The sequence below is a fragment of the Iodobacter ciconiae genome (assembly GCF_003952345.1).
GTDB classification, from domain to species: Bacteria; Pseudomonadota; Gammaproteobacteria; order Burkholderiales; family Chitinibacteraceae; genus Iodobacter; species Iodobacter ciconiae.
Window position 1 is genome coordinate 1,686,717 of sequence record NZ_CP034433.1, and the last position, 22,135, is coordinate 1,708,851.

The window sequence follows — 22,135 nt, forward strand, 5'->3', positions numbered from 1 at the left end:
GAAGCATTCCTGTTTTTAATTTACCACCAAGCCTGAAAATGATGCACCGGTCCGATCCCCTTGCCTACCTGTAATTGATCTGCTGCGGCAATTGCTGCGAGCAGATAACTTTTTGCAGCAGCTACCGTCGCAATCCAATCGCCATGTTTAGGCCCCAAAGCAGCAAGGGCCGCAGACAGCGTGCAACCTGTGCCGTGGGTGTGCTTCGTTGCAATACGCTGCGCTGCAAAACGGGTTGCGCCAGATGGAGTAATCAGCCAATCCGGGCTCTCATCCCCGCCCAAATGTCCGCCTTTCATCAATACGGCTCTTGCGCCCATGGCCAGGAGTGCATGCCCTTGTGCTTGCATTTCTTTTTCATTTTGTGCGTCTGCCACACCAAGCAAAGCGGCAGCTTCGGGTAAATTGGGGGTGATTAGATCAGCCAGCGGCAGGAGTTGCTCACGGATACCGGCAATCGCTTCGGGCAAAAGCAGCGAGTGCCCGCCCTTGGCAATCATCACCGTATCCAGCACCACACAAGCGGGTTGATACTGACGCAAACCTTGCGCAACCGCATGAACAATACCGGCATTAGCCAGCATGCCGATTTTAACGCTATCAACGCGAATATCAGCCAGTACCGCGTTAAGTTGGGCCAATACAAAATCGGGTGGCACGGGGTGAACGGCCTGCACGCCTTGGGTATTTTGTGCAGTAAGCGCGGTAATCACGCTCATGCCGTAAGCTCCTAGCGCTGAAAAAGTTTTTAAATCAGCCTGAATCCCGGCTCCACCACCAGAATCCGAGCCTGCAATAGTCAGCGCATTAATCATCAACATCTCCTCCAAACACCATACGGCCTGCGCCCGCCGGGTAGTTACAACCGATCGCACCTTCCAAGCGCAAAGCCTGCGCCGCTTGCTGTGGATTATTCTGCCCGCAGATGGCCGACACCACCGCCACACCATCAGCGCCTGCCGAAAGTAAAGCCGCCACATGCCCCAAGCCAATTCCGCCTATGGCCACCGCAGGCAACGACTTGGCCTGCATTAGGCTGGTAAATTCTTCCAAACCAATCACGGGCGAGGCGTCCAGCTTAGTACCGGTTGCAAACACCGGCCCCACGCCGATGTAATCGACAACACCCAGCGGTGCAGCTGCCATTTGCTCGGCGTTTGATATAGATAAACCCAATATTTTATGCGGACCAATCAACTGGCGCGCCATACCCGGTGCGATATCCTGCTGGCCCACATGAACCCCTGCCGCATCGACCAGAAGCGCCACATCAATATGGTCATTAATAATCAGCGGGATATGATGAGGATCAAGCGCGGCCTTTAGCGCCATCGCGACAGCAACCCACTGGCGTTTTTTCCACCTGGGCGCTCTCAACTGCACAATGGTTACGCCCCCTGCCACCGCAGCCAGTGCGGTATCTACCATGCCCTGCCCGCCATCGCAAAGATCGGGGTCCAGCACCAGGTAAAGAGACAAATCCAAAGCCGGCTTCATTCTTCAACCGCCCTCAGCATGGCGGGCTGCATGATATAGAGCGCATCTAAAAAAGCAGGTAAGAATGTGCCGGGCCCATCACAGGCGGATTCGGCCCGCTCTCCGGCAATAGCCATCACCGCACAGGCCGCCGCAACGGCAGCCAATCGATCACCTGCACCGGCCACAAACGCCGCCGTTACCGCAGATAAAGCGCACCCCGTACCCACAACGCGGGTCATCAGAGTATGGCCCCAGGGAATTGCCCAGGTGACTTCGCCATCACTGACGTAATCTACCTCGCCCGTCACCGCGACAATCGCACCGGTTTGCCGGGCAAGGCGCTGCGCTGCGGCCACAGCCATGCCCGAATGTGCTGTGCTGTCTACCCCCTTGCCACCCGCATCCTCCCCTGCAAGGCACATAATTTCCGATGCATTTCCGCGAATCACCGCTGGTTTCTGTTTCAGTAAGTCGTGCAGTGCTGCGGTGCGATAAGCCAGTACGCCCGCAGCAACAGGGTCAAGCACCCAGGGCGTACCTGCCGCATTGGCCGCTGTAACCGCTTTTTGCATAGCCATCAAGCGCGCCGGATACAGCGTCCCCACATTAATCAGCAGAGCATCGGCGATAGTGGCAAATTCGGCCACTTCTTCATCAGCTACAATCATGGCTGGCGAAACCCCGAGTGCCAGTAACACATTGGCAGTGACCGACTGCACTACTTCATTCGTCAGGCAATGCACCAGGGGGGCTGAGGCACGCAGGCGTTCTAATTCTTCGCCCACGCGCTGCAAAGGAAACTGGGGAATAAGCAAAATAGTATGTAAATCAGACAAAGTGAGCTCCTTGGCAGGCAGAGGGCCTGCGCCAAAGAGCGCCGACTTCCCTACGCTGGCATGATCCAGATCAGGTCACGGGTATTTCTCAGCCGCTGGCAATCAGCGGCACCCCGAGTCAGGCAGACATTTTGCGGATAATTACCGGGACAGACAAGCGTAACAGATCAAATCTTGTGCATAAAAACTGCAAAAAACACAGTTTTCATCCTGCCGCATGCAAAGCCAGCTGCGCCTTTACTCGGCTAAGTAACAAGGGCAAGCAAAGAGGCTTTGCCATATAGTCGACCGCGCCTAATTCCATCCCGCGAATTTCATCATCAGCATCCGATCGCGCTGACATAAAAACCACCGGAATATGCGCTGTTCGCTCATCAGACTTTAATCGGCGGCAAACTTCATAACCATCCATATCAGGCATCAGAATATCCAGCAAAATCAGCCGGGGTAAAGGATCTTGCGCCAGCATTTCCAGAGCTTCAGCACCATGATGAGCCAGCCGGATACTAAATTCCTTATTTAGCATCCGCTCTATCAGCAGTAAATTCATAGGCGTATCATCCACCGCCAAAATGCTGACCTCGGGCCAGGCAATCATAGCCTCAGGCTCGCTGGCACCGGATGCGTGGCCCATCCCATCCAGAGCCACCACTAAATCAACCAGAAACCCAAGTAAATTGGTTGAAAAAGCTTCCAGCATCGGCTTTAGCATTGCGTCACCGGGGTGATGGCGAACCAGGCTTTCAAGCTCGGTGGCCAGCTCTGCCAGATCGGCAGCACCCACACTTCCGGCCACCGATTTGCTGCTATGCAACAAACGCTCTGCCGTTAAATAATCTTTTTCCTCCAGCGCCACATTGATTTCTGCAATAACGGCAGATTGTCCGTGAATAAATTTTCTAAGCATTTCTAGGTAAAGCGTTTCTTTTCCCAGCACCCGCCGTAATCCGGCCATGACATCCAGGCCCGGAATAGCCAGTGCTTCCAGCTTATTTTTCAAAATCTGGTCACATCCCCTGCCCGGCATCTCCGGCACACAACCCTGAATATCAGCAGGACGGGGCGCAATCCAGCGCAGCAGTGCCATCCATAAATCATGCGGTTCAATAGGCTTGGCCACATGCCCGTTCATTCCCGCAGCAGCGCAGCGTTCCTGATCAGCCTGCATGGCATTGGCCGTCATCGCAACAATAGGTAGGGACGCCAAACCCGGGCATTGCCGGATTTTCTGTGTTGCCGTGATCCCATCCATCACAGGCATCTGCATATCCATAAACACCATATCGTAATGAACCTGCTGAACTTTGCTTAAAGCCTGCTGGCCGTTTTCTGCCAGATCCACAACAAACCCTGCGCCTTGCAATAAATCGACTCCAACCTGCTGATTTAAATCATTGTCCTCCACCAGTAAAATGCGGGCCCCGCAAATCGCTGATAAATCTACCTCAAGGCATTCACCATTCAGTAAAGGCGCATGTACTTCACCGGCATCCAGCACTCGCATTGTGGTATCAAATAATTGCGATGCATTCACAGGTTTTACCAGAATCTCATCTATCGCCGTAAAATCGATCTCACTTAATACCTCTTCCCGCCCAAAAGCTGTAACCACAATCAAACGCGGCATAATGGGCAAAGCCATTTTCTGAATCGCCAGTGCGGTTTCCCTCCCGCCCATCTGAGGCATGCGCCAATCCAGAAAAACCACTTTAACCGGATCTCCGGCACCAGCAGCCTGAGCCAAAACATCAATAGCCGCCATTCCCGACAAAGCAACTACGGGCCGGAAAGTCATTGATACCAGCAGCTCTGCCAGCACCCGGGCGGAATCCGGATTATCATCCACTACCAGCACCGCCTGATGGCGTAAATCCATACTTGGCAAAAGCTCTCTTTGTGCCTGACTACTCATGGCAACTCTGGAGGTAAACCAGAAAGTACTCCCCTCACCCAGAACACTCTCTACCCCGACGTCCCCCCCCATTAAGTAAGCTAGCTGTTTAGAAATCGCCAGGCCCAGCCCCGTACCACCGTAACGCCGCGTTGTAGAAGCATCCGCCTGCTGAAAAGACTGAAACAAACGATCCAGCTGTTCAGATGACAAGCCGATTCCCGTGTCACTAACCGCCCAGTACAACAACACCCCCGTCTCGTCACGCTTCTGTACTTTACAAACCAGTTTAATCACACCTTCGTCTGTAAATTTAATTGCATTATTTGCGTAATTAATCAGAATCTGCTCAAGCCTTAAAGCATCACCACATAAAGTACGGGGCACATCACTGGCAATATCAAATACCAGCTCAAGCCCTTTTGCATTGACCTTTTCCAGCAATAAATCAGCCAGATCTTCCAGCAGGCTATCGATATTAAAATCAAGCATTTCTATTTTCAGATGGCCCGATTCTATTTTTGAAAAATCCAGAATATCATTAATAATTCCAAGCAGGTGCTGCCCCGATTTCTGGATTTTCTCGATATAATCACGCTGCTTAAAAGTAAGATTAGATTTAAGCACCAGATAAGACATACCAATAACCGCATTCATTGGAGTGCGAATTTCATGGCTCATATTGGCCAAAAAATCTGACTTCATTTTAGATGCCTGATCAGACTGTATCCGCGCGTGCTCCAGCTCGATTTTTTGCACCTGCAAAGAGTCATTGAGCAGAGCCAGTGCCTGAGTGCGCTCCAATACACGGCCTTCCAGGACTTCTTCATTGCGCTTTAACACCTCGACCAGCTCGGTCTGACTGCTAAGCGCCTCTGCCTGCGCCATGGCGCGCTGCCTGTCCTGCCTTAACATGGATAAGGCAAACAACAAAGTCAGCAAACACTGAAACCCAGTTAGTCCGCTAGCCACCAGGACCTGACGGGTGACTTCCGCCCTGCGTGCATCAGCCAGCTCTGCTGCAGCCACCGAGGCCTGAATGCCCAGCTCCTGAATCAGCCACTCCAAACTTGATAATTTTTTATATAAAGCCAGCTTACTGTCTGCATCCAGTGCTTTGTCAGGAGTAGCACCCAAATAATGATCCGCTTCAATCGTAAATAGATTCAATGCCTTTATTGCACTCGTATAAACAGGTTTTTTATCCATCAGCATTTTTGACTGACCAACCTGGCTGCTAATCACACGACTGATAAATAACTCATAACGAAAAGCCAAATCATCGATACTTACTTTTTCTTTATTCATTAAATGAATATCAAAAGCAGAATACAATCGCTGATAATCCACATTTAATTGAATTAATGCCCATAAAGCATTGTCATTGGCTCTTCCTATTGAATTATTCAAACTTTGAAACTGAGCGAACTGCGCCGCAGCAATAGCGGCATAAACCACAATCAAGCTGCTTATAATTAAAAAAAGCAGCCGCTTACTCCGCTTCATGCCCGCCCCTTTATTGAACAATAATTTTGGAAAGCTGCCATGCCGAGCGTGTGTAATAAATATCCTGATGCAATTCCTCATATGCATCAAATGGATAAACAATGAACAGGGGCCCCTTATCCCTGATTGCCATCGGTTTATCATCCAGCAACCTTGCAACAACCATCGGAAATTTAATCAGATCCTGAAAAGGAATTTCAACACGGTAGTCATTAAGTGCAATTGCAGATATTTTCTCGCCCTTTGCGCCGGCAGCGGCCAGTACATCCCTTAGCAAGGGGCCCGTAAATTTAACCGGCTTTTCATACCAAGGCGTTCTGCTAACAAAACTATGCTGAGGTAACTTTGTCAACATTTCCATGGTGAACACCGCATCTTTACCTCTGTTTTGCTGACTAACCACACCAGAAACAACCAGCACGACTTTGCCATTAGGCACCTCCAGAGCAAAGCTGCCGACAGAAAGCAGACAAAAAACCAATAGGCACGCCAGTTTCATGCTGATTTACTCCACAGTCAGTCCTGCAAAAAATACTACAGCTTGTTACACATTAGTATTGAATACAGTTTCCCGCTTCCTGTGCAGCATAAATCTGTCGATCACCCACTTAAAAACTACTTTTTACTTACAAAAAACCTACTTAATCAAGGAGCTAAGCAATACAGCGCCTTGCTCAATCTGCTCAAATGTTGCATGGCTAAAATTCAGCCTGATCGTGCTTGTCTGACGTAAAAGCGGATCAAATGCAAAACCCGGCATAATCGCCAAGCCAGCTGCCAGCGCCTCCTGCATTAACTGCATCACATCCTGCTCACGCTTTAATGTCAGCCAAAAAAACAAGCCTCCTGCAGGCAATGCCCAGCTGGCTTTCTTCCCCAAATACTGTACTAAACAAGCCTGCATTACATCTCTTTTTTCACGATAAAGCGGCAAAATATTAGCCATATGCTGATCCAAAGACCCATCCATAAGTACCTGCGCCACAATCGCCTGACTTAAACGATTACTATGTAAATCTGCAGCCTGTTTTAAGCGTGTCATCGCTTGAATTAAATCAGGATGCACAATCAGATACCCTAGGCGCAACCCAGGTGCCAGCGTTTTGGAAAACGAGCCCTGGTACACCCAGCGCGCCTGCTTTAAGTGAGAAACAACGGGCACGGGAGCGGGGCCATCAAATGACAGATCACGGTAAGGATCGTCCTCAAAAACCACCATGGATTGCCCATCAAAAGCCTGAGCCAGCGCTTTACGCCTGTCCAGCGAATAACATAGACCTGTCAGATTCTGGAAAGTAGGCACCAGATACGCCAAACGGGCATCTGCTTGTGCCACCGATTCGGGCAACAATCCCTCTTCGTCCTGCCCAGCCGTTACAAAACAGCCCCCCATCAATCGAAACACTTGCAAAGCCGCCAGATAAGTGGGCGATTCGGTCAGTACACGGGTGCCTTCTTCAATCATTAATTTACTGACTAAATCGATCCCCTGCTGCGAGCCATTCACAATCAAAACCTGCCCAGCCGAACATGCAATACCCAGCGCTTTGGCCCTGATCGCCACCAGCTCTCTAAGCATCGGCTCACCCTCGGTTTGCCCGTACTGCCAGATATCATCAGGCAACTGCCCCAGCACCTGAGGTGAAGCCCTGAACAAAACCTCACTGGCAGGTAATCCTCCCGCAAAAGAAATCACCCCTGGTCTGGATGCGGCAGCTAGAATATCCCGGACAAGAGAAGAGGTAAGACGATCAATACGTGCTGCAAACATAGAGCTCACCAAACAGGTCAATACATATGACCTGTTTATGCCGCAGGCACCACCAGGCTGTCAATCAAAAAACGTACCTTGGCCAACAAACTGCTTATTACGACACTGAACCATGACTCAAGCCGACACACTTAACGCAGATCTGGAAAGCCTGTTTTATGGCTATCGCACATTTACATCCCTGCCGGACGAAATACTTGCCCCCCTTCAGCTGGCACGGGTACACCACCGGATTTTATATTTTGTGGCGCGGGATCAGGGATTGTCAGTGAACACATTACTGGCTCGCCTGGGCACTTCCAAGCAGGCATTGAATCGTCCATTAAGAGAATTGCAAGCCAAGGGTCTGGTTATTGCCAGCACTGCCCGCCATGATGGCCGCGTAAAATGCCTGACACTGAGTGAATCCGGGCAGATATTAGAGGAGCAACTTTCCAGTTGCCAGCGTGAATTACTTAAACGCTCTTTTGCCCAAAGCCCAGAATCAGAAGCTGGCTGGAGAAAGATCATGTCGATTCTAGCCACTAATCAACATACATCCGGGCCAACCATATGAAGCTCAGTATTGTTATCCCATTTATGAATCCTCACGAACAGCATTTTTCTGAAATGCTGGCAGGAATGGGAGCAGCAGATTTTTCATGCTTTACAGATATTGAAGTGATCCTGATTAATGATGGCAGCCAGAGTAATTACCAAACGGAAATCAGTCTGTTTGCCATGGCAGCCCCCCGGCTTCGTATTCACACAATACAATTAAGCCATAATCATGGCGTCTCTTATGCCCGTAATCTGGGCATGGCCGCAGCGAAAGGGGATTATATTGCCCTGCACGATGCGGACGATATCAGCCAGCCTCAGCGCTTTAGCCTTTCTGCACAATTTTTGAATCAGCATCCCGAAGTGATTGCGGTCAGTGGCGATATGCTGGTATTTAACGAAAACCACAAAGAAGAATCTCTGCGTTTATTTCCGCTGCATCATCAGGATATCTGTGTTGATAATCTATTTTATTGCGCGATGGCCCAGCCTGCGATGATGATTAATCGGGCACTTTGGCTAAAAAGCGGCATTCAATACACAGAAAAAATGGATATGGCTCAGGATTGGGATTGGGTTATCCGCCTCAGCCAGCACGGGCAACTTGCCAATATGGGTATTCCACTCGTGCGCTATCGCCAGCATTTAAAGCAGCGCAGTACTCAAATCAGCGGAGAGTTAGCCAATATCCATGTACGCGGCATTTGGGAAAAACAACTTAAGCAATTGGGCACAGAGGTTAATACCAGGCTTTTACACGTACACAGCCATTTATCACCCTATTGGCTTTGGCAACTTTCAGATATTGATCAGGCATGGACACTCTACCCGGAGGATGTCAGCAACTGGGCAACAGAAATGCTGAGTAAAAACAAAATCAGCCAATATGTCAGCGAGCCCATCCTTGCACAAAAAATAAACCGCTTGCAAAGGCAATGGCAGGCATGGAAGGCCAGTGGCAATCCAGCAACACAGATTCAGTCTTTATTATAAAAATACGGCTGATTACGATGCAATACATTACTTGTCATTTTTAAAAACAGCCGCAATCAAGCCATAAACAAATTCCAATTCAATTGAATTTTACCTCAGCCCAGGCATTTTATTCATACGGAGCCACACCATGCATCAGCACCATAAAATAAATTATATTGAAATGCCTTCCAAAGATTTAAACAAAAGCAAAGTATTTTTTAGTATGGTATTTGGATGGACTTTTACAGATTACGGCCCGGCGTATTGTGCTTTTTCTAATGAAGGGATAAATGGTGGTTTTTATCTGGCTGATTTAAGTATCTCCAGCCACACCGGCGCACCCTTAATTGTTTTATACAGCAGCAATCTTGAAGCCAGCCAGGCTGCTGTGCTTGCTGCAGGTGGCAGCATTCTTAAGCCCATTTTTTCCTTCCCCGGCGGCAGACGTTTTCAGTTTAGCGATCCAAACGGCAGCGAGTATGCAGTCTGGTCAGAATAAAGTGCTCATCCATCCGGCATCATCCATGCCCCTTTCGCCCCATATGCCAGCAGCAGAGTGTGAAGCACTGGCAGCTGCACTCAGCAACGCCCAAAGCTATTTGGAATATGGCATGGGCGGCAGCACTATCTTGGCGGCGCAGCTGGGGGTCCCGCGTATTGTATCGATTGATTCAAGTGAGAAATGGATAGACAAAGTAGCCTGCCAGCTCGACCCGCTACAGTCCCCTAGCCAGATTGAGCTGCTGCATGCGCCTATTGGCGAAACAATCGAATGGGGCTTTCCTAAAAATACGCAAATGCAAAGCCAGTGGCCCGACTATTACAGCAAGCCTTGGCGTGTTGCGCATGATCCGAGTCTAGTATTGATCGACGGGCGCTTCAGAGTGCCGTGCTTTTTATACTCGCTGCTGCAGCTAAAACCCGGCGCAATCATTTTGTGGGATGACTATAGAGAGCGTAGCGAATACCACCACATCGAGCAACACCTGGCCCCTTCAGCCTATTTTGGCAAAATGGCTTACTTTTTAGTGCCTAGTTACGTAAATGTAGAAAAAATACTGAACAACCTGTTTGAAAACCTCTACGCCGTAGATTAATCGTCCCCCTAAGGAATAAAAAATGGATCAGCGCCTTACCCTCTATGCGCTAGCGGCCAAATACCAGCTTGATGCGGCGGCCACGCAAAAATTACAGCAATTGGCGGCACCTGAAACGGCAGCCATCACCAGCCGTCTACCCAGGATCATCGCCATTGCTGCTGCAGCACTATTCGGGCTGGGGCTCATTTTCTGGATTGCGGCCAATTGGGATACGCTGGGGCGGATGGGGCACTTTGTGCTGCTGCAATCGCTCTGCGTTTTACTCTGCATAGCCGCCATCGTACTGGCAAAAGCCCGTATTCCCCTTTGCCTGCTGGCCCTGTTATCAATCGGCAGCCTTTTTGCCTACTTTGGGCAGACTTATCAGACCGGCGCAGATCCATGGCAGCTTTTCGCCGTATGGGCCGTACTCGCCCTGCCACTTTGCCTTGGCACCCAGAGCGATGTGCTCTGGACACCCTGGGCGCTTATCGTCAGCACCGGAATTTTATTATGGATTCACGCACATACCGGCCATAGCTGGCGATTAGAGCAGGAGGATTCACGAGTATTCTTAGTAGGCTGGAGCAGCGCACTACTACTTACACTCGCGCTTAGTCCCAAAATGCCTTATTTGAAAGGCAGCGGCCTCTGGGCATTTCGCACCGCTCTTACGCTCAGCAGCAGCATGATCTGCAGCAGCGCCTTCACGGCGCTTCTGATGCTGGACGCCAATACTCTTTACTTCTTTGGTTTACTACTTTTTGTCATTGCTGCCGCAGCACTGACACAAATGGCTACTTTTGATATTTATGGCCTGAGTATCATCGGCCTGTGCCTGAATATTCTGCTGGTATCCGGGCTGGCTAAACTCATGTTTTACAGCAACAACTACGACAACATAGTCGGCCAGATATTACTAATTGGCTGTGTAGCCGCTGGCTTACTCGCCTTTACCGTAAGCACCTTACTGCATCTTTCCAGACGCCAGGAAAAAGCATAATGAACAACCAACATCTGGATCAGCTGCTAAAAAAAGCCATTACAGCAGGCATTTTACCTGATGGCACCCATATTGAAGCGCCAGAAAACCGGCCCTGGCCCGTGGTGCTGCTCACGGCTTTAGGCGCATGGCTCGCCGCGATTCCGCTGTTAGCTGTAGTCGGCCTGATGCTTGGCAGCACCATTATTCATAGCGTGGCAGGGCCGTATATTGTGGGGTTGATCGTTTTAGCGGCCGCCATCTTGCCATTACGCAAGCAAAATACTCCATTGTTTATAGAGCAGCTTGCCATTCCTGCTCTGATCACAGGATCAGCGCTTATGGCCTATGGCCTGTTTGGGCATTTGCCCGGCCACTTTGCCTGCGCCATACTGGCACTGCTTGCTGGCGGGCTGACCTGGGCCATACCCAATCCATGGTTGCGTGTTTTACTAGGCGCCACATCCGCAGCCTTCACCGGCACAGCGATTGCCCTATATATAAAAAACAGCCATGGAGCATGGCTTGCTTTGCACGCTCTACTTCTGCTGTGGCTACTTGCCAGTGCAGCACAGCGCAGCGTGCTCAGCGCCAAAGCCCTGCTCGCCGCCGCTTGTGAATCCTTTCTCACAGGCTGGCTGCTGGTTATTTTGGCTGGGCTGGCCTTTAACTCAGGCATGACTTTTTTAGCCGGGGCCAGCCTGGGCAACAACGCTTTTGCCGTAATCATGAATGAAGCCGCACCTCAATTAAGCACAACCAGCAAGCTGTTCGCACTGAGCTCATCCCTCCTCGCCCTGGCTGCGGGCATTTTACCCGGGCGCAGCTGGCCTGCTCTGCGCCCCTATAGCGGTGCGGCGATAATCTTGGCCGCTCTGGCTTGGTTTATGCCCGCGCTTGGCGCAGTATTACTAGCTCTATCCATTAGCCTGCTTGCCGGGCGCTGGCGATCCGCCAGCGCCGCAGGTCTTGCCGCCACATGGATCATTGGCGCATTTTATTACCAGCTTAACTGGTCGCTTGGCAATAAAGCACTGCTGTTTATGCTGGCAGGCAGCCTGCTTGGCGCGATTGCATGGCGGGCACTGGCTCCGAAAATATCTACTACTGCAACACCAGAGCAGGCACTCTCCCCCAGGCGAAAAACCGGCATCATTCTCAGCGCAGCCAGCGTTCTGCTTGTTGCCAATGTCGGCATCTGGCAAAAAGAAAACCTGATCACCCACGGCCAGCCACTCTATATTGCACTCGCCCCGGCCGATCCGCGCTCCTTAATGCAGGGTGATTTTATGCAGCTTAATTTTCAAATCCCTTTTGATACACCGTCATCTAGCGGCATAAACCACCAGAGCCGCCCCTTTATCGTCATGAAAAGAGATAGCCAGAATATCGGCAGCGCGCAGCGCATCCACCACGGCGAACCACTGGCAGCAAATGAGCTCAAAATTGAGCTCAGCCCCAAAAACAGCCGCTGGGTACTTGTCACCGACGCATGGTTTTTTAAAGAAGGCGAGGCCAGGCGCTGGGCACAAGCCCGGTATGGGGAATTCAGGGTGATGCCGGATGGGAAAGCATTACTGGTGGGGTTGAAGGGAGAAGAGTTGAAGGGGCTTTGAGCCAGCGGCACAGAGCAGATTAATCAAAGCCATTGGCGGCGTGGTACCGGTGGCAGGATTTGCGGGAGCCATGCATCTTTGTCCCTGCTGAATGATAAATACCGCTCATCTGCGTCCACAGATTAAGTAGCGCTGCGTGATCACCACTGATAACGATGCCACGATTCCTTTTTCCCTGACAAAATCACTGAGCCAGCCATTGGATGCGCGGTTTTTAATCATAAAAAATGACGGGCGTTTTTTACTGGATGAAGGTTTTGATAGCCTGCCGGTGGTGCCGGATGAACTAAACCGGGTGTTTCAGCGGGCCAAAGCTGAAACGCAGCCCTGATGAGAAAACATCTGCAGCACTCAGTGTCATCATTCCCGCACAGGCGGGGATTCAGCATGGCGGCCGAATTCCTGTTAAAAACATGCTGACGATTTAAGGCAATTTCACCCGCATCAGTTTGCTTTTACTCTTTTTTGTTTGAGTTACCGGATTACTGGCTTCTCCGAATAAAAATGAATAATCACTGGCAAAGGTTTGTTTTTGCCCTGCTACCGTTGCCCCCGTATGGCAACTCAGGCAGTTAAGGTCCTGATGGTAGGTTTCCAATACCGTATTCGCTACAGGCTGCTGGGCAACGGGGGGCTGGGCATTGCCATCAGGCAAGGGCGAAGTCGCACCGGGGTAGATAGGGGTATTGCTATTGGGCCAGAGCACATTGACCAGCTGGTAATTCAAAAATACCGACTGCGGATTGGCCGCTTTAATCGTGGCCCAGGTATTGGTATTGAGGGCAGCGATATTATTGGCGGTGGTGCTGCTGATCGGCGTAGTTCGCACCACTTGCACCGGCGCATTGTAAGGATCGGTGCCCACCACCGGCATTTTATTCTGCACGCATTTGTAGTAATCCGTCGCCGGATCACAGTTCAGGTTGTAATAGGTGTACCAGGGCAAGGGCGGCGCGCTTAGCTCGGTTTTGCTGGGTGCATTATAGATATGCTCAAAGGTGCTCCACATAAACTGCTGGGCATTAGGCGTTTTGCGAATAATATGCAAAGCCACCAGGCCCACAGTCACCTGTTTAGGCGTAGTACTGCCGCCACCCGTAATCGGATAACTCACCCACGCCTTGGATATTTTAAACATCGGCCACAATGCGGGGTCATCCAGCTCTATCCAGGCAGCCTTAATTTCAATCGCACCCACCGTACCATAGGTTGAAAATGTCGCCGAGCCATCAGGTAGATTCAGCCCCTGAGTAGTGGTAAACGCGGGCTGCTTGCTGGCGATATACAGCTGATTCCGATTGATATAGTTGTACTCATCCTGATTAAGCCGCTTTTCAAACAGGGTGACGTAATAATTCATTTTGGGCTGCGCAGTCAGCCACGCGCCATTAGTGCCTGCCTCGGCAATATCTTTTAAAGGCGGCACTAGGGCATCACCAAATTTAGACGTCTGATGCAAGCCCTTCACGCCCAGCGCCGAAGTGGCTTTCAGGGTTTTACTTTTCATTAGAGCCCTCATTGCCTGAGGGATATCCTGCTTATTGCCCCAGGGCAAAGGGGGCGCGCCATTAGGGCGAAACACCTCAGAAGATTCTTTATAACTTTCCCAAACCACAGGGCTGGTAGAGCCTGCCACCCCAAAAGAAGCAGCAGGCACGCTGGTATTAGGCTGCCCCGGTAAATTAGAGTCAGCCGCCCAGTTAAGGGTAATAAATTGCTGCCATGCCAGATTATTAAATGCGTTTTGATTAGTACCCAGCGAATCACAAGGAATAACAGGCTGCAATACCGGCACGCCTTTCCAGTCCGGGCAAGCTGCATGGGTTACAGCCCCCAATAAGCCCGTGCTGATCCCGATAAAAGCGGATAGCCCCCAACGCTTCAATAAATGCATGGCAAACCCCTTTAATAAATAATGATTAGGCCGGAATAATATTCAGCAGGGCCGACATCGGTGCTTGCACCTCGTCCCCATAATTAGTCAGCGTTAAGCCGCGCAAACCCAGCTCAGCATTTGCGCCCACACTAATTTGTAAATTAAGTGAAGCGCACTGGGATGGATAAGAATTACCCGGCACGGCGTAATTGACGTTGTTGTTAAAGTTGCTTACTGCCACCGTGATATCCGGCCCAAAATCAACCACGGGCAACTGCCCCTGTGGCCCAAGCTGTGTGCTAGTGCAGGTCAGCACCATAGCAATATTGCTTTGCCCAAGCCGTGCAATCGGTGCAATCAGGGTGGAGTTACTCGCCAGCGAAATAGGCGTATTCATTGGATTACTGACTTCGGTATTAAAGTAGGCATTCCAAATAGCTGAGTGAAACAGCTGTAAGGGCTGGGCATAATCAGGCGGCACAGGGCTGGCTGGCGGGGTTACACCCGTTGGTGGCGGTAAAACGCAGGCTTCATTGGCAGGAGCTGCCGCCACCTGAATCGGGCGCGCCCACAGGCCTATCGACATCTGTTGTGTGACCTGCCCACCCCACTGAATAGGCTCGCCGCTTGCATCGGTGATATCGCCTATCGTAAACGACACACCCGCATCCACCCACGATTGTGGCAATTGAAACACCGCATGCAGCACAAAATTACCGCCATTTTGTGGCGATGCTGCTGTGGCACCAAACAACATGCCGGTAACAGGATCAGTTAATTCTGCCGAACCGCGCACAATCTGCCAGCAATCCTGCGCCGATGCCCCCGCTGGCAGTTTTGGGTCTGCAGGCAGGGTAAAGCCGCTTAAATCCGGCACCTGGATATACAAGCCGGTTGGATTGGCCAGTGCGGCTTTGCAAGGAAAGCCCGTTAATTGCCCGCCAATAGCCTGATTCACCGATTGTCCGATATGCGGATCGCTATTGCGGTAAGCCTGCCCGTATTGAGCGCAGCAAATCAGTGTTTGCGGCACGCTATTGCCGCAATTACGCTGAATCGTCGCTCCACCTGCCAAAGCCATTTCGGTTTGCAGCGTATTGGGGGTGCTGGTCAGGTGCATCGCCCCGCCATAGTTATTGCTGCTTCCCCGCACGGCGATAGGGCCGCTATTCCATTTGTTCAGCGGGTTATACGCCGGGCGGCCTGTTGATAGATCAATCACCACGGTTTTTGTTACCGGATCAAGCAAATATAAATCGCTGACCGGCACCACCACCTGCGCCGAAGCTGGCGCGCCAAAGCTCAGGGTGGAGGAATACACATCGGCCACTTTTTGCGGATCAATCATCCACAGCGTATTCCAGTATTCCGGGTTTTCGCAGGTCATATCAATGCGGGTGATTTTATTACTTTGCGGATCACGCACCACGCTCCACTCGCAATACTCATCCTGCCAGCCGCGCGGGCCATAGGGGCCATACATATGCAGATCACTATTCCAGGTGGCCTGCGGGCAAAGCTGGGTAGGGATATTCTGGAAAGCGGGCACAGGCACTTCAGTTGTGCCGTACTGATCGGCAATCGCAAACAACTGCTTGGCAGAATAATTGTAAGGATTCGCAGGGTAAGCGCCCTTGCCCAGATATTGGCTCAGGCGATTAGGAAAAGCAGTCCAGTGAATTAAAGCCGCCGTTGCGGTGCTGGGAATAGTGGTGAAATTCGTATCAAAGTAAGAAGTCTGGTTGCTGGCATACAGCAAATTCCACGGGTCGCCCATAATGGCCTGAGCAGTAAAACCACTGATATTAGTATTCCACTGCAGGCAGATTGCGTTATTTTGCGGTGAATCTGCCGGAAAATCATTGATAAATGCAGGTGTGTTAAATACCACTTTCTGATAGGAATCGCATTGCGGGGCGCTGCCAAACCAGGGCTGGCCGGAGAAAAACACAGCATCCCCCGGGTTAAAACTACGACCATTGGTCAGTACCATTGGCTGACGACAATAGAAAAAATAACTGACTTCCGAATTCTGAGCCGCATAGGCCTGCGCTTCTGCTACGCTGCCGCAAACCTTGGTTCCAATCCAGTTAGCCCAATTGGACCCTTGATACTGGGCGGCATTGCTCGTTTCTATCCAAGTATTTTGCATCGCTTACTCCAGTTAAAGACAAGAAATGCCATCTCCTTAGCGTTAAAGAGATGGGCTTAAAGGTGCACGCATAAAAGCCGTAAAGTGTGATCGCCTGGACTTTGCCAAGCCAGCTCAAGGCCTAAGTACGTGCCAAATAAGTGGAATCAATATAGTTTGGGCAATGCGCCTTGCCACGTAATATTTCTTACAAGAAAGAATAAAAAAGAATAATAGTAAGCATATTAAATAAACGAGCAAGAATAAAAACAAGGGAAATAACCATAAATTAAGAGACAACCACAGCAAGATGCTTAGCGGTTTTTCAAAAAAATAAAATAGGTCTTAAACCGCAGAAACAATGCTCTTTTACCAGCTAGAATCACTCAGTAAGAAAACACACATGGCCCTCAGATGGCAGATCAACAGGCCACAGCAGCCTGCTGTGCAGGCCATCTGCAAATCGATACAAACAGTCATTACTTTTTTATAAAAAACAAATATAAAACAACAAAATTCCAACATTGTTTTTCTAAAAATAATGACTACGGAAAGTACCTATGCACTTTTTTTAAATCTTGTAAGCTTCCCCATCGCATTGTCCACACTGGCTTGTTAAACTCAGAGCAAGAAACAAAAATGCCTTGCTTCCTACCCCGCATACAGAACGAAGACGCTCTGTACAACCAGCACACGAGACGCAGCATGATTTTAAATCTACGCCAGCAGGAACTTTTAAAATGGGTGCAAAGAGAGGCATATGTCAGCGTAGACAAGCTGGCCGAGCACTTTGACGTCACTCAGCAAACCATACGCCGCGACATTCATCAGCTGGTTGAAAACAAGCTGGTGCAAAAGCTGCATGGCGGAGTGAGCGCTTTATCCAGCGTGGAAGACGTCGCCTATACCACGAGGCAAGTGCTGCTGATTGAAGAAAAACAGAGAATTGCCGAGCTGGTGGCAACGCATATACCCAATAACGCGTCTTTATTTATTAATCTGGGCACCACTACCGAAGAAGTAGCCAAAGCACTGCGCCACCATCACGGGCTGCATGTGATTACCAATAATCTGAATGTCGCAGCCATCATGTGCACTTATCATGAATGCGAAGTCATTATTGCAGGCGGAATGGTACGCGGGCGGGACAGAGGCATCACCGGCGAAGCAACTATCAGCTTTATCAATCAGTTTAAGGTGGATTACGGCATTATCGGTATTTCCAGTATTGAAACCGATGGCACGTTGCGCGATTTTGATTTCAGGGAAGTGCGCACTGCGGAGGCAATTATCAAACAATCACGGCATGTTTTTTTAGTAGCAGACCACTCCAAATTCGGTCGCCCCGCCCTCGCCCGCCAGGGACATCTGTCACAGATTACCGCACTATTTACCGATCAAGCCGTAGATGCAGCAATGGAAGCGGTGATTAAAGAATCAAAAACCCAGCTCTATATTGCACAAACAGCTCATTAAGTAATGAAAGCCGGATTTTGCAGACCAGATCTTGCCCGCCAACAGGGCAAATCCACCAATCCAACATTTAAGCAAAAAAATGTTGGATTACACAAAAATAACTTATGCGCATCCGAAGTCCAATCATCCCGCGCAGCACTTATTTGTAAGCATTGCAACACCGGTTAAGCTGGCACTCCATTTACAAGCACTATTAAATAGGTGCTTTGAATTCAATCTGCAAACCCCAAAAAGCTTTTTTAGCAGAAACGATAAATCATCAACATAAAAAAACAACAAGTCCAAAAAAATTTCCATCCCTTCCTATGTCGCATAAAACCTCATTATTTTGCTTTTATAATCAGTTTTCTTGATTAGGCGTGATGGCATCACCTGATACAAATCAAATATACAACGATTAAAATCATAAACAATCAAAAAAGAACATCATACAAACAATGCGTTGTTCGCTCATCCAAGTTGTTCGCCTCACACCGGGATAAAACCAGCTATTTACCACTAACTCAATAAACACATCGCTTGCCGCCTAAAGGAGATAAAAGTGAAAAACAAATATATTCTGGCACTTGACCAGGGCACAACCAACTCACGTGCAATTTTGTTTAATCAGGCAGGCGACATCGTTTCGATGGCGCAAAAAGAATTCAAACAGATTTACCCCCAGCCAGGCTGGGTAGAGCATGACGCACTGGAAATCTGGATTGGGCAATCAAACGGAGTGGCCCACGAAGCCATTAACTTTGCCAATATTGACAGCACTCAAATTGCCGGCATCGGCATCACCAATCAGCGCGCAACAACGGTGATATGGAATAGAGAAACCGGCCTGCCGATTTATAACGCCATTGTCTGGCAGGATCGCCGCACGGCACCTTATTGTGATGAACTCAAAGCCCGTGGCCTTGAAGCATCCATCCGCGCCAAGACAGGCCTGACGGTTGATGCTTATTTTTCCGGCAGCAAAATCAGCTGGATTCTGGATAATGTAGAAGGCGCACGCGAGCTGGCCAATGCAGGCAAGCTCGCGTTTGGTACGATAGACAGCTGGCTGATCTGGAACTACACCCACGGCGAAGTACATGTGACTGATGTGTCAAATGCCTCCCGCACCATGCTGTTTAATATCCAGACACTAAGCTGGGATCAAGAGCTGATGGAGCTGATGGATATCCCTGCCAGCATCTTGCCGCAGGTACGCTCCTCCAGCGAAATCTACGGTTATACCCATGAATCAATCCTAGGTAGCCCGGTTCCTCTATGCGGTATTGTAGGCGATCAGCAAGCGGCGCTGTTTGGTCAGCAATGCACCCGCCCTGGCATGGTCAAAAATACCTATGGCGCAGGCTGCTTTATGATGATGAATACCGGTGTAACGCCTGTTATCTCCAAAAACAATCTGCTTACTACCATTGCCTGGCAAATTGGCAACCGGGTTGAATACGCACTGGAAGGCAGTATTTTTATTGGCGGAGCAGTGGTGCAATGGCTGCGCGATGGCCTGGGCATGATCAGTAAATCTTCCGAAGTGAATGAATTAGCGGGCCAGGTAAAAGACAGCAATGGCGTATATCTGGTGCCTGCCTTTGCCGGCCTTGGCGCGCCACACTGGAATCAGGACGCACGCGGGTCATTGTTTGGTGCAACGCTAGGCACAAAATCAGCCCATATTGCCCGGGCTGCACTAGATAGCATCGCTTACCAGAGCGCTGATGTGTTAAAGGCAATGGAAGCCGATGCAGGGGTCAGTATTTCTGAGCTGCGCGTCGATGGCGGCGCAAGCGTGAACCCGCTCCTGATGCAATTTCAGGCAGACATCCTTGGCACAGATGTAATCCGCCCAAAAATCACCGAAACCACCGCCCTCGGTGCCGCTTATTTAGCAGGCCTTGCCGTAGGCTACTGGAAGAGCATCGAAGACGTACAAAGCCAGTGGCAGCTGGATAAACGCTTTAGTAGCCAGATGAGTGAAGAAGGCTCGGACAAGCTGCTTAAAGGCTGGCACCGCGCGGTAAAAGCAACCCAAAACTGGGCTAGTCACGAGGCAGACTAAAGCCCCTGTTTATTTGCTAACTTTATAAATAGCAGCTGCAGCCCTGACCGATCCATCGCATAACAGCTCATTTATCCCCTGAAAACATGTGCCACCTGCGCTTGTAACTCCCGGCAGAGCCTGCATCCGAAAGGCACACCTGCTGCAAGACCCCCTATTGTGCCAACAGCATTAATCGGTGGCATACTTACGGCACCAGCTTTCATCCACACCCACATTACAAGGTCCCCTGCCCGCACATCGCTTTATCAGCACCACATAAATGCGGTTTACCATGGCGAATTTTTACTCAATCACCTCTCTTTTTCAGCATCCCTTTTTTAAATCCGGGCGATCTTTTTCTGCTGATAAATTTCAGGTTTTATCCCGTTTTAGAACGCCTTTAAAAGAGGCAGGTAAAGGAAGACAGGTGTTAAAATTTTTACAACCCGCCAGCCATATTGCACGTATGGGCGACAAAGACATTGATAGCACCTACAAACGGCTGCGCTGGCAGATATTTCTGGGGATTTTTCTAGGTTACGCCGGCTATTATCTGGTGCGCAAAAACTTCTCGCTGGCGATGCCCTATCTGATCGAACAAGGCTTCTCACGCGGGGATCTGGGTTTTGCAATGTCAGGTGTAGCCATTGCCTACGGAATATCCAAATTCTTGATGGGTGCGATTTCCGATCGATCCAACCCACGGATATTTTTAAGCCTTGGGCTGGTGCTCTCTGCTGCGATTTTTCTGTTTATGGGCTTTGTACCCTGGGCCACATCCAGCATCACCATCATGTTTGTGCTGCTGTTTTTAAATGGCTGGGTACAGGGCATGGGCTGGCCGCCGTGCGGCCGCACCATGGTGCACTGGTGGAGCCAGAAAGAACGTGGTTCGGTAGTTTCAGTATGGAACTGCGCCCATAATGTGGGTGGCGGCATGATTGGCCCGCTGTTTATTTTAGGTATGGGCTGGTTCAACGATTGGCGCTCGGCTTTCTATGTACCGGCTGCTGCCGCGATTGCGATTGCAGTGCTGGCTTTTGTGGTAATGCGCGACACCCCGCAATCCTGTGGCTTGCCTGCAGTTGAAGAATATAAAAATGATTACCCGAAAGATTACAACGAAGCGCATGAAGTAGAACTGAGTGCCAGAGAAATCTTTAGAAAATATATTCTGCCAAACAAGCTGCTCTGGTGCATTGCCTTTGCCAATGTGTTTGTTTACCTGCTGCGCTATGGTGTACTGGATTGGGCACCCACTTATTTAAAAGAGGTCAAACATTTCGCTGTCGACAAATCATCATGGGCCTATTTTCTGTTTGAATGGGCGGGTATTCCGGGCACATTGCTGTGCGGCTGGATGTCGGACAAGGTGTTTAAAGGTAATCGTGGTGCAACCGGCTTGTTCTTTATGGGCCTTGTGAGCATCGCAACGATTGTTTACTGGCTAAACCCGGCAGGCAATCCAACGGTTGATATGCTGGCCCTGATCGCCATCGGTTTCTTTATTTATGGCCCGGTGATGCTAATTGGCTTGCATGCGCTGGAGCTGGCACCAAAAAAAGCCGCAGGCACAGCGGCAGGCTTTACCGGCCTCTTTGGTTATCTTGGCGGCTCGGTTGCCGCCAGTGCCGTAGTCGGTTATACAGTGGATCATTTTGGCTGGGATGGCGGCTTTATACTGCTGATCGGCTCTTGTATCGCCGCAATGATTCTACTGGGGCTGACCATGCTCCACGATACGCCGGCCAATAAAATCAGGCGTGACGCAAAAAACGCTCACACTTCAGCTGATCAGTAATCAAAAACAAAATGCCTCCTGCCGCTCAAATCATCGAGCGGCGTTTTTTTAAAAAAAGCATTCTTTAATTCATCTCGCATACCCAGACAGATACCGATTCAAATAGTTAATTTATTTTTTATCTTCATCAGAAAATAAATTAAG

Annotated in this window: 18 protein-coding genes and 1 riboswitch; of the genes, 10 read left to right on the forward strand and 8 right to left on the reverse strand. The window is 49.9% G+C overall.

All coding sequences use genetic code 11. From position 1 onward, the window contains the following. Positions 1–20: 20 nt before the first annotated feature. The 6 genes from thiD to EJO50_RS07460 all read right to left on the reverse strand — a co-directional run bounded on the left by thiD (position 21) and on the right by EJO50_RS07460 (position 7,483). Positions 21–815: a bifunctional hydroxymethylpyrimidine kinase/phosphomethylpyrimidine kinase gene (gene thiD / locus EJO50_RS07435; RefSeq protein ID WP_308418412.1), complete on the reverse strand. Its 795-nt coding sequence runs from the start codon at positions 813–815 to the stop codon at positions 21–23. Next, complete coding sequence (thiE, locus tag EJO50_RS07440; RefSeq protein WP_125972921.1) at positions 808–1,497, reverse strand: thiamine phosphate synthase; 690 nt, start codon at positions 1,495–1,497, stop codon at positions 808–810. Before thiE ends, thiD begins: the two co-directional genes overlap by 8 nt. Then, the gene (gene thiM, locus EJO50_RS07445) at positions 1,494–2,315 is read right to left on the reverse strand and encodes a hydroxyethylthiazole kinase (protein ID WP_233702194.1); all 822 of its coding nucleotides are present in this window, start codon (positions 2,313–2,315) and stop codon (positions 1,494–1,496) included. The genes thiE and thiM overlap by 4 nt, the downstream gene beginning before the upstream one ends. 30 nt (positions 2,316–2,345) lie before the next feature. Next, positions 2,346–2,441, reverse strand: a riboswitch (TPP riboswitch). A 79-nt stretch (positions 2,442–2,520) separates the two neighbouring features. Further along, positions 2,521–5,712 (reverse strand): response regulator, encoded by a 3,192-nt coding sequence (locus EJO50_RS07450; RefSeq protein WP_164521449.1) that lies wholly within the window; start codon positions 5,710–5,712, stop codon positions 2,521–2,523. A gap of 10 nt (positions 5,713–5,722) precedes the next feature. Then, complete coding sequence (locus EJO50_RS07455) at positions 5,723–6,211, reverse strand: putative pterin-binding protein (protein WP_125972925.1); 489 nt, start codon at positions 6,209–6,211, stop codon at positions 5,723–5,725. A 138-nt stretch (positions 6,212–6,349) separates the two neighbouring features. Beyond that, the gene (locus EJO50_RS07460; RefSeq protein WP_125972927.1) at positions 6,350–7,483 is read right to left on the reverse strand and encodes an aminotransferase-like domain-containing protein; all 1,134 of its coding nucleotides are present in this window, start codon (positions 7,481–7,483) and stop codon (positions 6,350–6,352) included. 112 nt (positions 7,484–7,595) lie between these two features. Here EJO50_RS07460 and EJO50_RS07465 point away from each other — a divergent pair, with 112 nt between their 5' ends. The 7 genes from EJO50_RS07465 (at position 7,596) to EJO50_RS07495 (ending at position 13,006) form a co-directional block, all read left to right on the forward strand. After that, entirely contained in the window at positions 7,596–8,039 is a 444-nt protein-coding gene (locus tag EJO50_RS07465) for a MarR family winged helix-turn-helix transcriptional regulator (protein WP_125972929.1), read from the forward strand. Further along, complete coding sequence (locus tag EJO50_RS07470; protein WP_125972931.1) at positions 8,036–9,016, forward strand: glycosyltransferase family 2 protein; 981 nt, start codon at positions 8,036–8,038, stop codon at positions 9,014–9,016. Before EJO50_RS07465 ends, EJO50_RS07470 begins: the two co-directional genes overlap by 4 nt. Positions 9,017–9,146: 130 nt before the next feature. Beyond that, complete coding sequence (locus EJO50_RS07475) at positions 9,147–9,497, forward strand: VOC family protein (RefSeq protein WP_125972933.1); 351 nt, start codon at positions 9,147–9,149, stop codon at positions 9,495–9,497. Between the two features lie 25 nt (positions 9,498–9,522). Then, positions 9,523–10,095 carry a class I SAM-dependent methyltransferase gene (locus EJO50_RS07480; protein WP_125972935.1) on the forward strand — a complete coding sequence of 191 codons (573 nt, stop codon included), beginning with the start codon at positions 9,523–9,525 and terminating at the stop codon, positions 10,093–10,095. Between the two features lie 22 nt (positions 10,096–10,117). Continuing rightward, positions 10,118–11,080: a DUF2157 domain-containing protein gene (locus tag EJO50_RS07485; RefSeq protein ID WP_125972937.1), complete on the forward strand. Its 963-nt coding sequence runs from the start codon at positions 10,118–10,120 to the stop codon at positions 11,078–11,080. Continuing rightward, positions 11,080–12,675: a GDYXXLXY domain-containing protein gene (locus EJO50_RS07490; protein WP_125972938.1), complete on the forward strand. Its 1,596-nt coding sequence runs from the start codon at positions 11,080–11,082 to the stop codon at positions 12,673–12,675. Before EJO50_RS07485 ends, EJO50_RS07490 begins: the two co-directional genes overlap by 1 nt. A 136-nt stretch (positions 12,676–12,811) precedes the next feature. Continuing rightward, positions 12,812–13,006, forward strand: coding sequence for an alpha/beta hydrolase family protein (locus EJO50_RS07495; protein ID WP_125972940.1), 195 nt, complete (start codon positions 12,812–12,814; stop codon positions 13,004–13,006). Between the two features lie 93 nt (positions 13,007–13,099). On the opposite strand, the gene EJO50_RS07500 is transcribed toward EJO50_RS07495, so the two are convergent. Further along, positions 13,100–14,569 (reverse strand): hypothetical protein, encoded by a 1,470-nt coding sequence (locus tag EJO50_RS07500; protein ID WP_125972942.1) that lies wholly within the window; start codon positions 14,567–14,569, stop codon positions 13,100–13,102. Positions 14,570–14,594: 25 nt separating this feature from the next. Beyond that, on the reverse strand, positions 14,595–16,703 hold the full coding sequence (locus EJO50_RS07505) for a DUF8225 domain-containing protein (RefSeq protein ID WP_206434476.1): 2,109 nt from the start codon (positions 16,701–16,703) through the stop codon (positions 14,595–14,597). A gap of 684 nt (positions 16,704–17,387) precedes the next feature. Between EJO50_RS07505 and EJO50_RS07510 the strand changes: the two genes are divergently transcribed. The 3 genes from EJO50_RS07510 to glpT all read left to right on the forward strand — a co-directional run bounded on the left by EJO50_RS07510 (position 17,388) and on the right by glpT (position 21,991). Further along, positions 17,388–18,158, forward strand: coding sequence for a DeoR/GlpR family DNA-binding transcription regulator (locus EJO50_RS07510; protein ID WP_125972944.1), 771 nt, complete (start codon positions 17,388–17,390; stop codon positions 18,156–18,158). Positions 18,159–18,699: 541 nt separating this feature from the next. After that, entirely contained in the window at positions 18,700–20,208 is a 1,509-nt protein-coding gene (gene glpK, locus EJO50_RS07515; protein WP_125972946.1) for a glycerol kinase GlpK, read from the forward strand. A gap of 409 nt (positions 20,209–20,617) precedes the next feature. Further along, positions 20,618–21,991, forward strand: a complete 1,374-nt coding sequence (gene glpT / locus EJO50_RS07520; protein ID WP_125972948.1) for a glycerol-3-phosphate transporter — start codon at positions 20,618–20,620, stop codon at positions 21,989–21,991. Positions 21,992–22,135: the final 144 nt, after the last annotated feature.

Excerpts from the sequence above, each read along its gene's own strand:
- EJO50_RS07485 (WP_125972937.1), top strand. The coding sequence starts at position 10,118 with ATGGATCAGCGCCTTACCCTCTATGCGCTAGCGGCCAAATACCAGCTT.
- EJO50_RS07465 (WP_125972929.1), top strand. The coding sequence starts at position 7,596 with ATGACTCAAGCCGACACACTTAACGCAGATCTGGAAAGCCTGTTTTAT.
- EJO50_RS07500 (WP_125972942.1), bottom strand. The coding sequence starts at position 14,569 with ATGCATTTATTGAAGCGTTGGGGGCTATCCGCTTTTATCGGGATCAGC.
- EJO50_RS07475 (WP_125972933.1), top strand. The coding sequence starts at position 9,147 with ATGCATCAGCACCATAAAATAAATTATATTGAAATGCCTTCCAAAGAT.
- EJO50_RS07510 (WP_125972944.1), top strand. The coding sequence starts at position 17,388 with ATGATTTTAAATCTACGCCAGCAGGAACTTTTAAAATGGGTGCAAAGA.
- EJO50_RS07460 (WP_125972927.1), bottom strand. The coding sequence starts at position 7,483 with ATGTTTGCAGCACGTATTGATCGTCTTACCTCTTCTCTTGTCCGGGAT.
- EJO50_RS07455 (WP_125972925.1), bottom strand. The coding sequence starts at position 6,211 with ATGAAACTGGCGTGCCTATTGGTTTTTTGTCTGCTTTCTGTCGGCAGC.
- EJO50_RS07490 (WP_125972938.1), top strand. The coding sequence starts at position 11,080 with ATGAACAACCAACATCTGGATCAGCTGCTAAAAAAAGCCATTACAGCA.
- thiE (WP_125972921.1), bottom strand. The coding sequence starts at position 1,497 with ATGAAGCCGGCTTTGGATTTGTCTCTTTACCTGGTGCTGGACCCCGAT.
- EJO50_RS07470 (WP_125972931.1), top strand. The coding sequence starts at position 8,036 with ATGAAGCTCAGTATTGTTATCCCATTTATGAATCCTCACGAACAGCAT.
- EJO50_RS07450 (WP_164521449.1), bottom strand. The coding sequence starts at position 5,712 with ATGAAGCGGAGTAAGCGGCTGCTTTTTTTAATTATAAGCAGCTTGATT.
- thiD (WP_308418412.1), bottom strand. The coding sequence starts at position 815 with ATGATTAATGCGCTGACTATTGCAGGCTCGGATTCTGGTGGTGGAGCC.
- EJO50_RS07505 (WP_206434476.1), bottom strand. The coding sequence starts at position 16,703 with ATGCAAAATACTTGGATAGAAACGAGCAATGCCGCCCAGTATCAAGGG.
- EJO50_RS07480 (WP_125972935.1), top strand. The coding sequence starts at position 9,523 with ATGCCCCTTTCGCCCCATATGCCAGCAGCAGAGTGTGAAGCACTGGCA.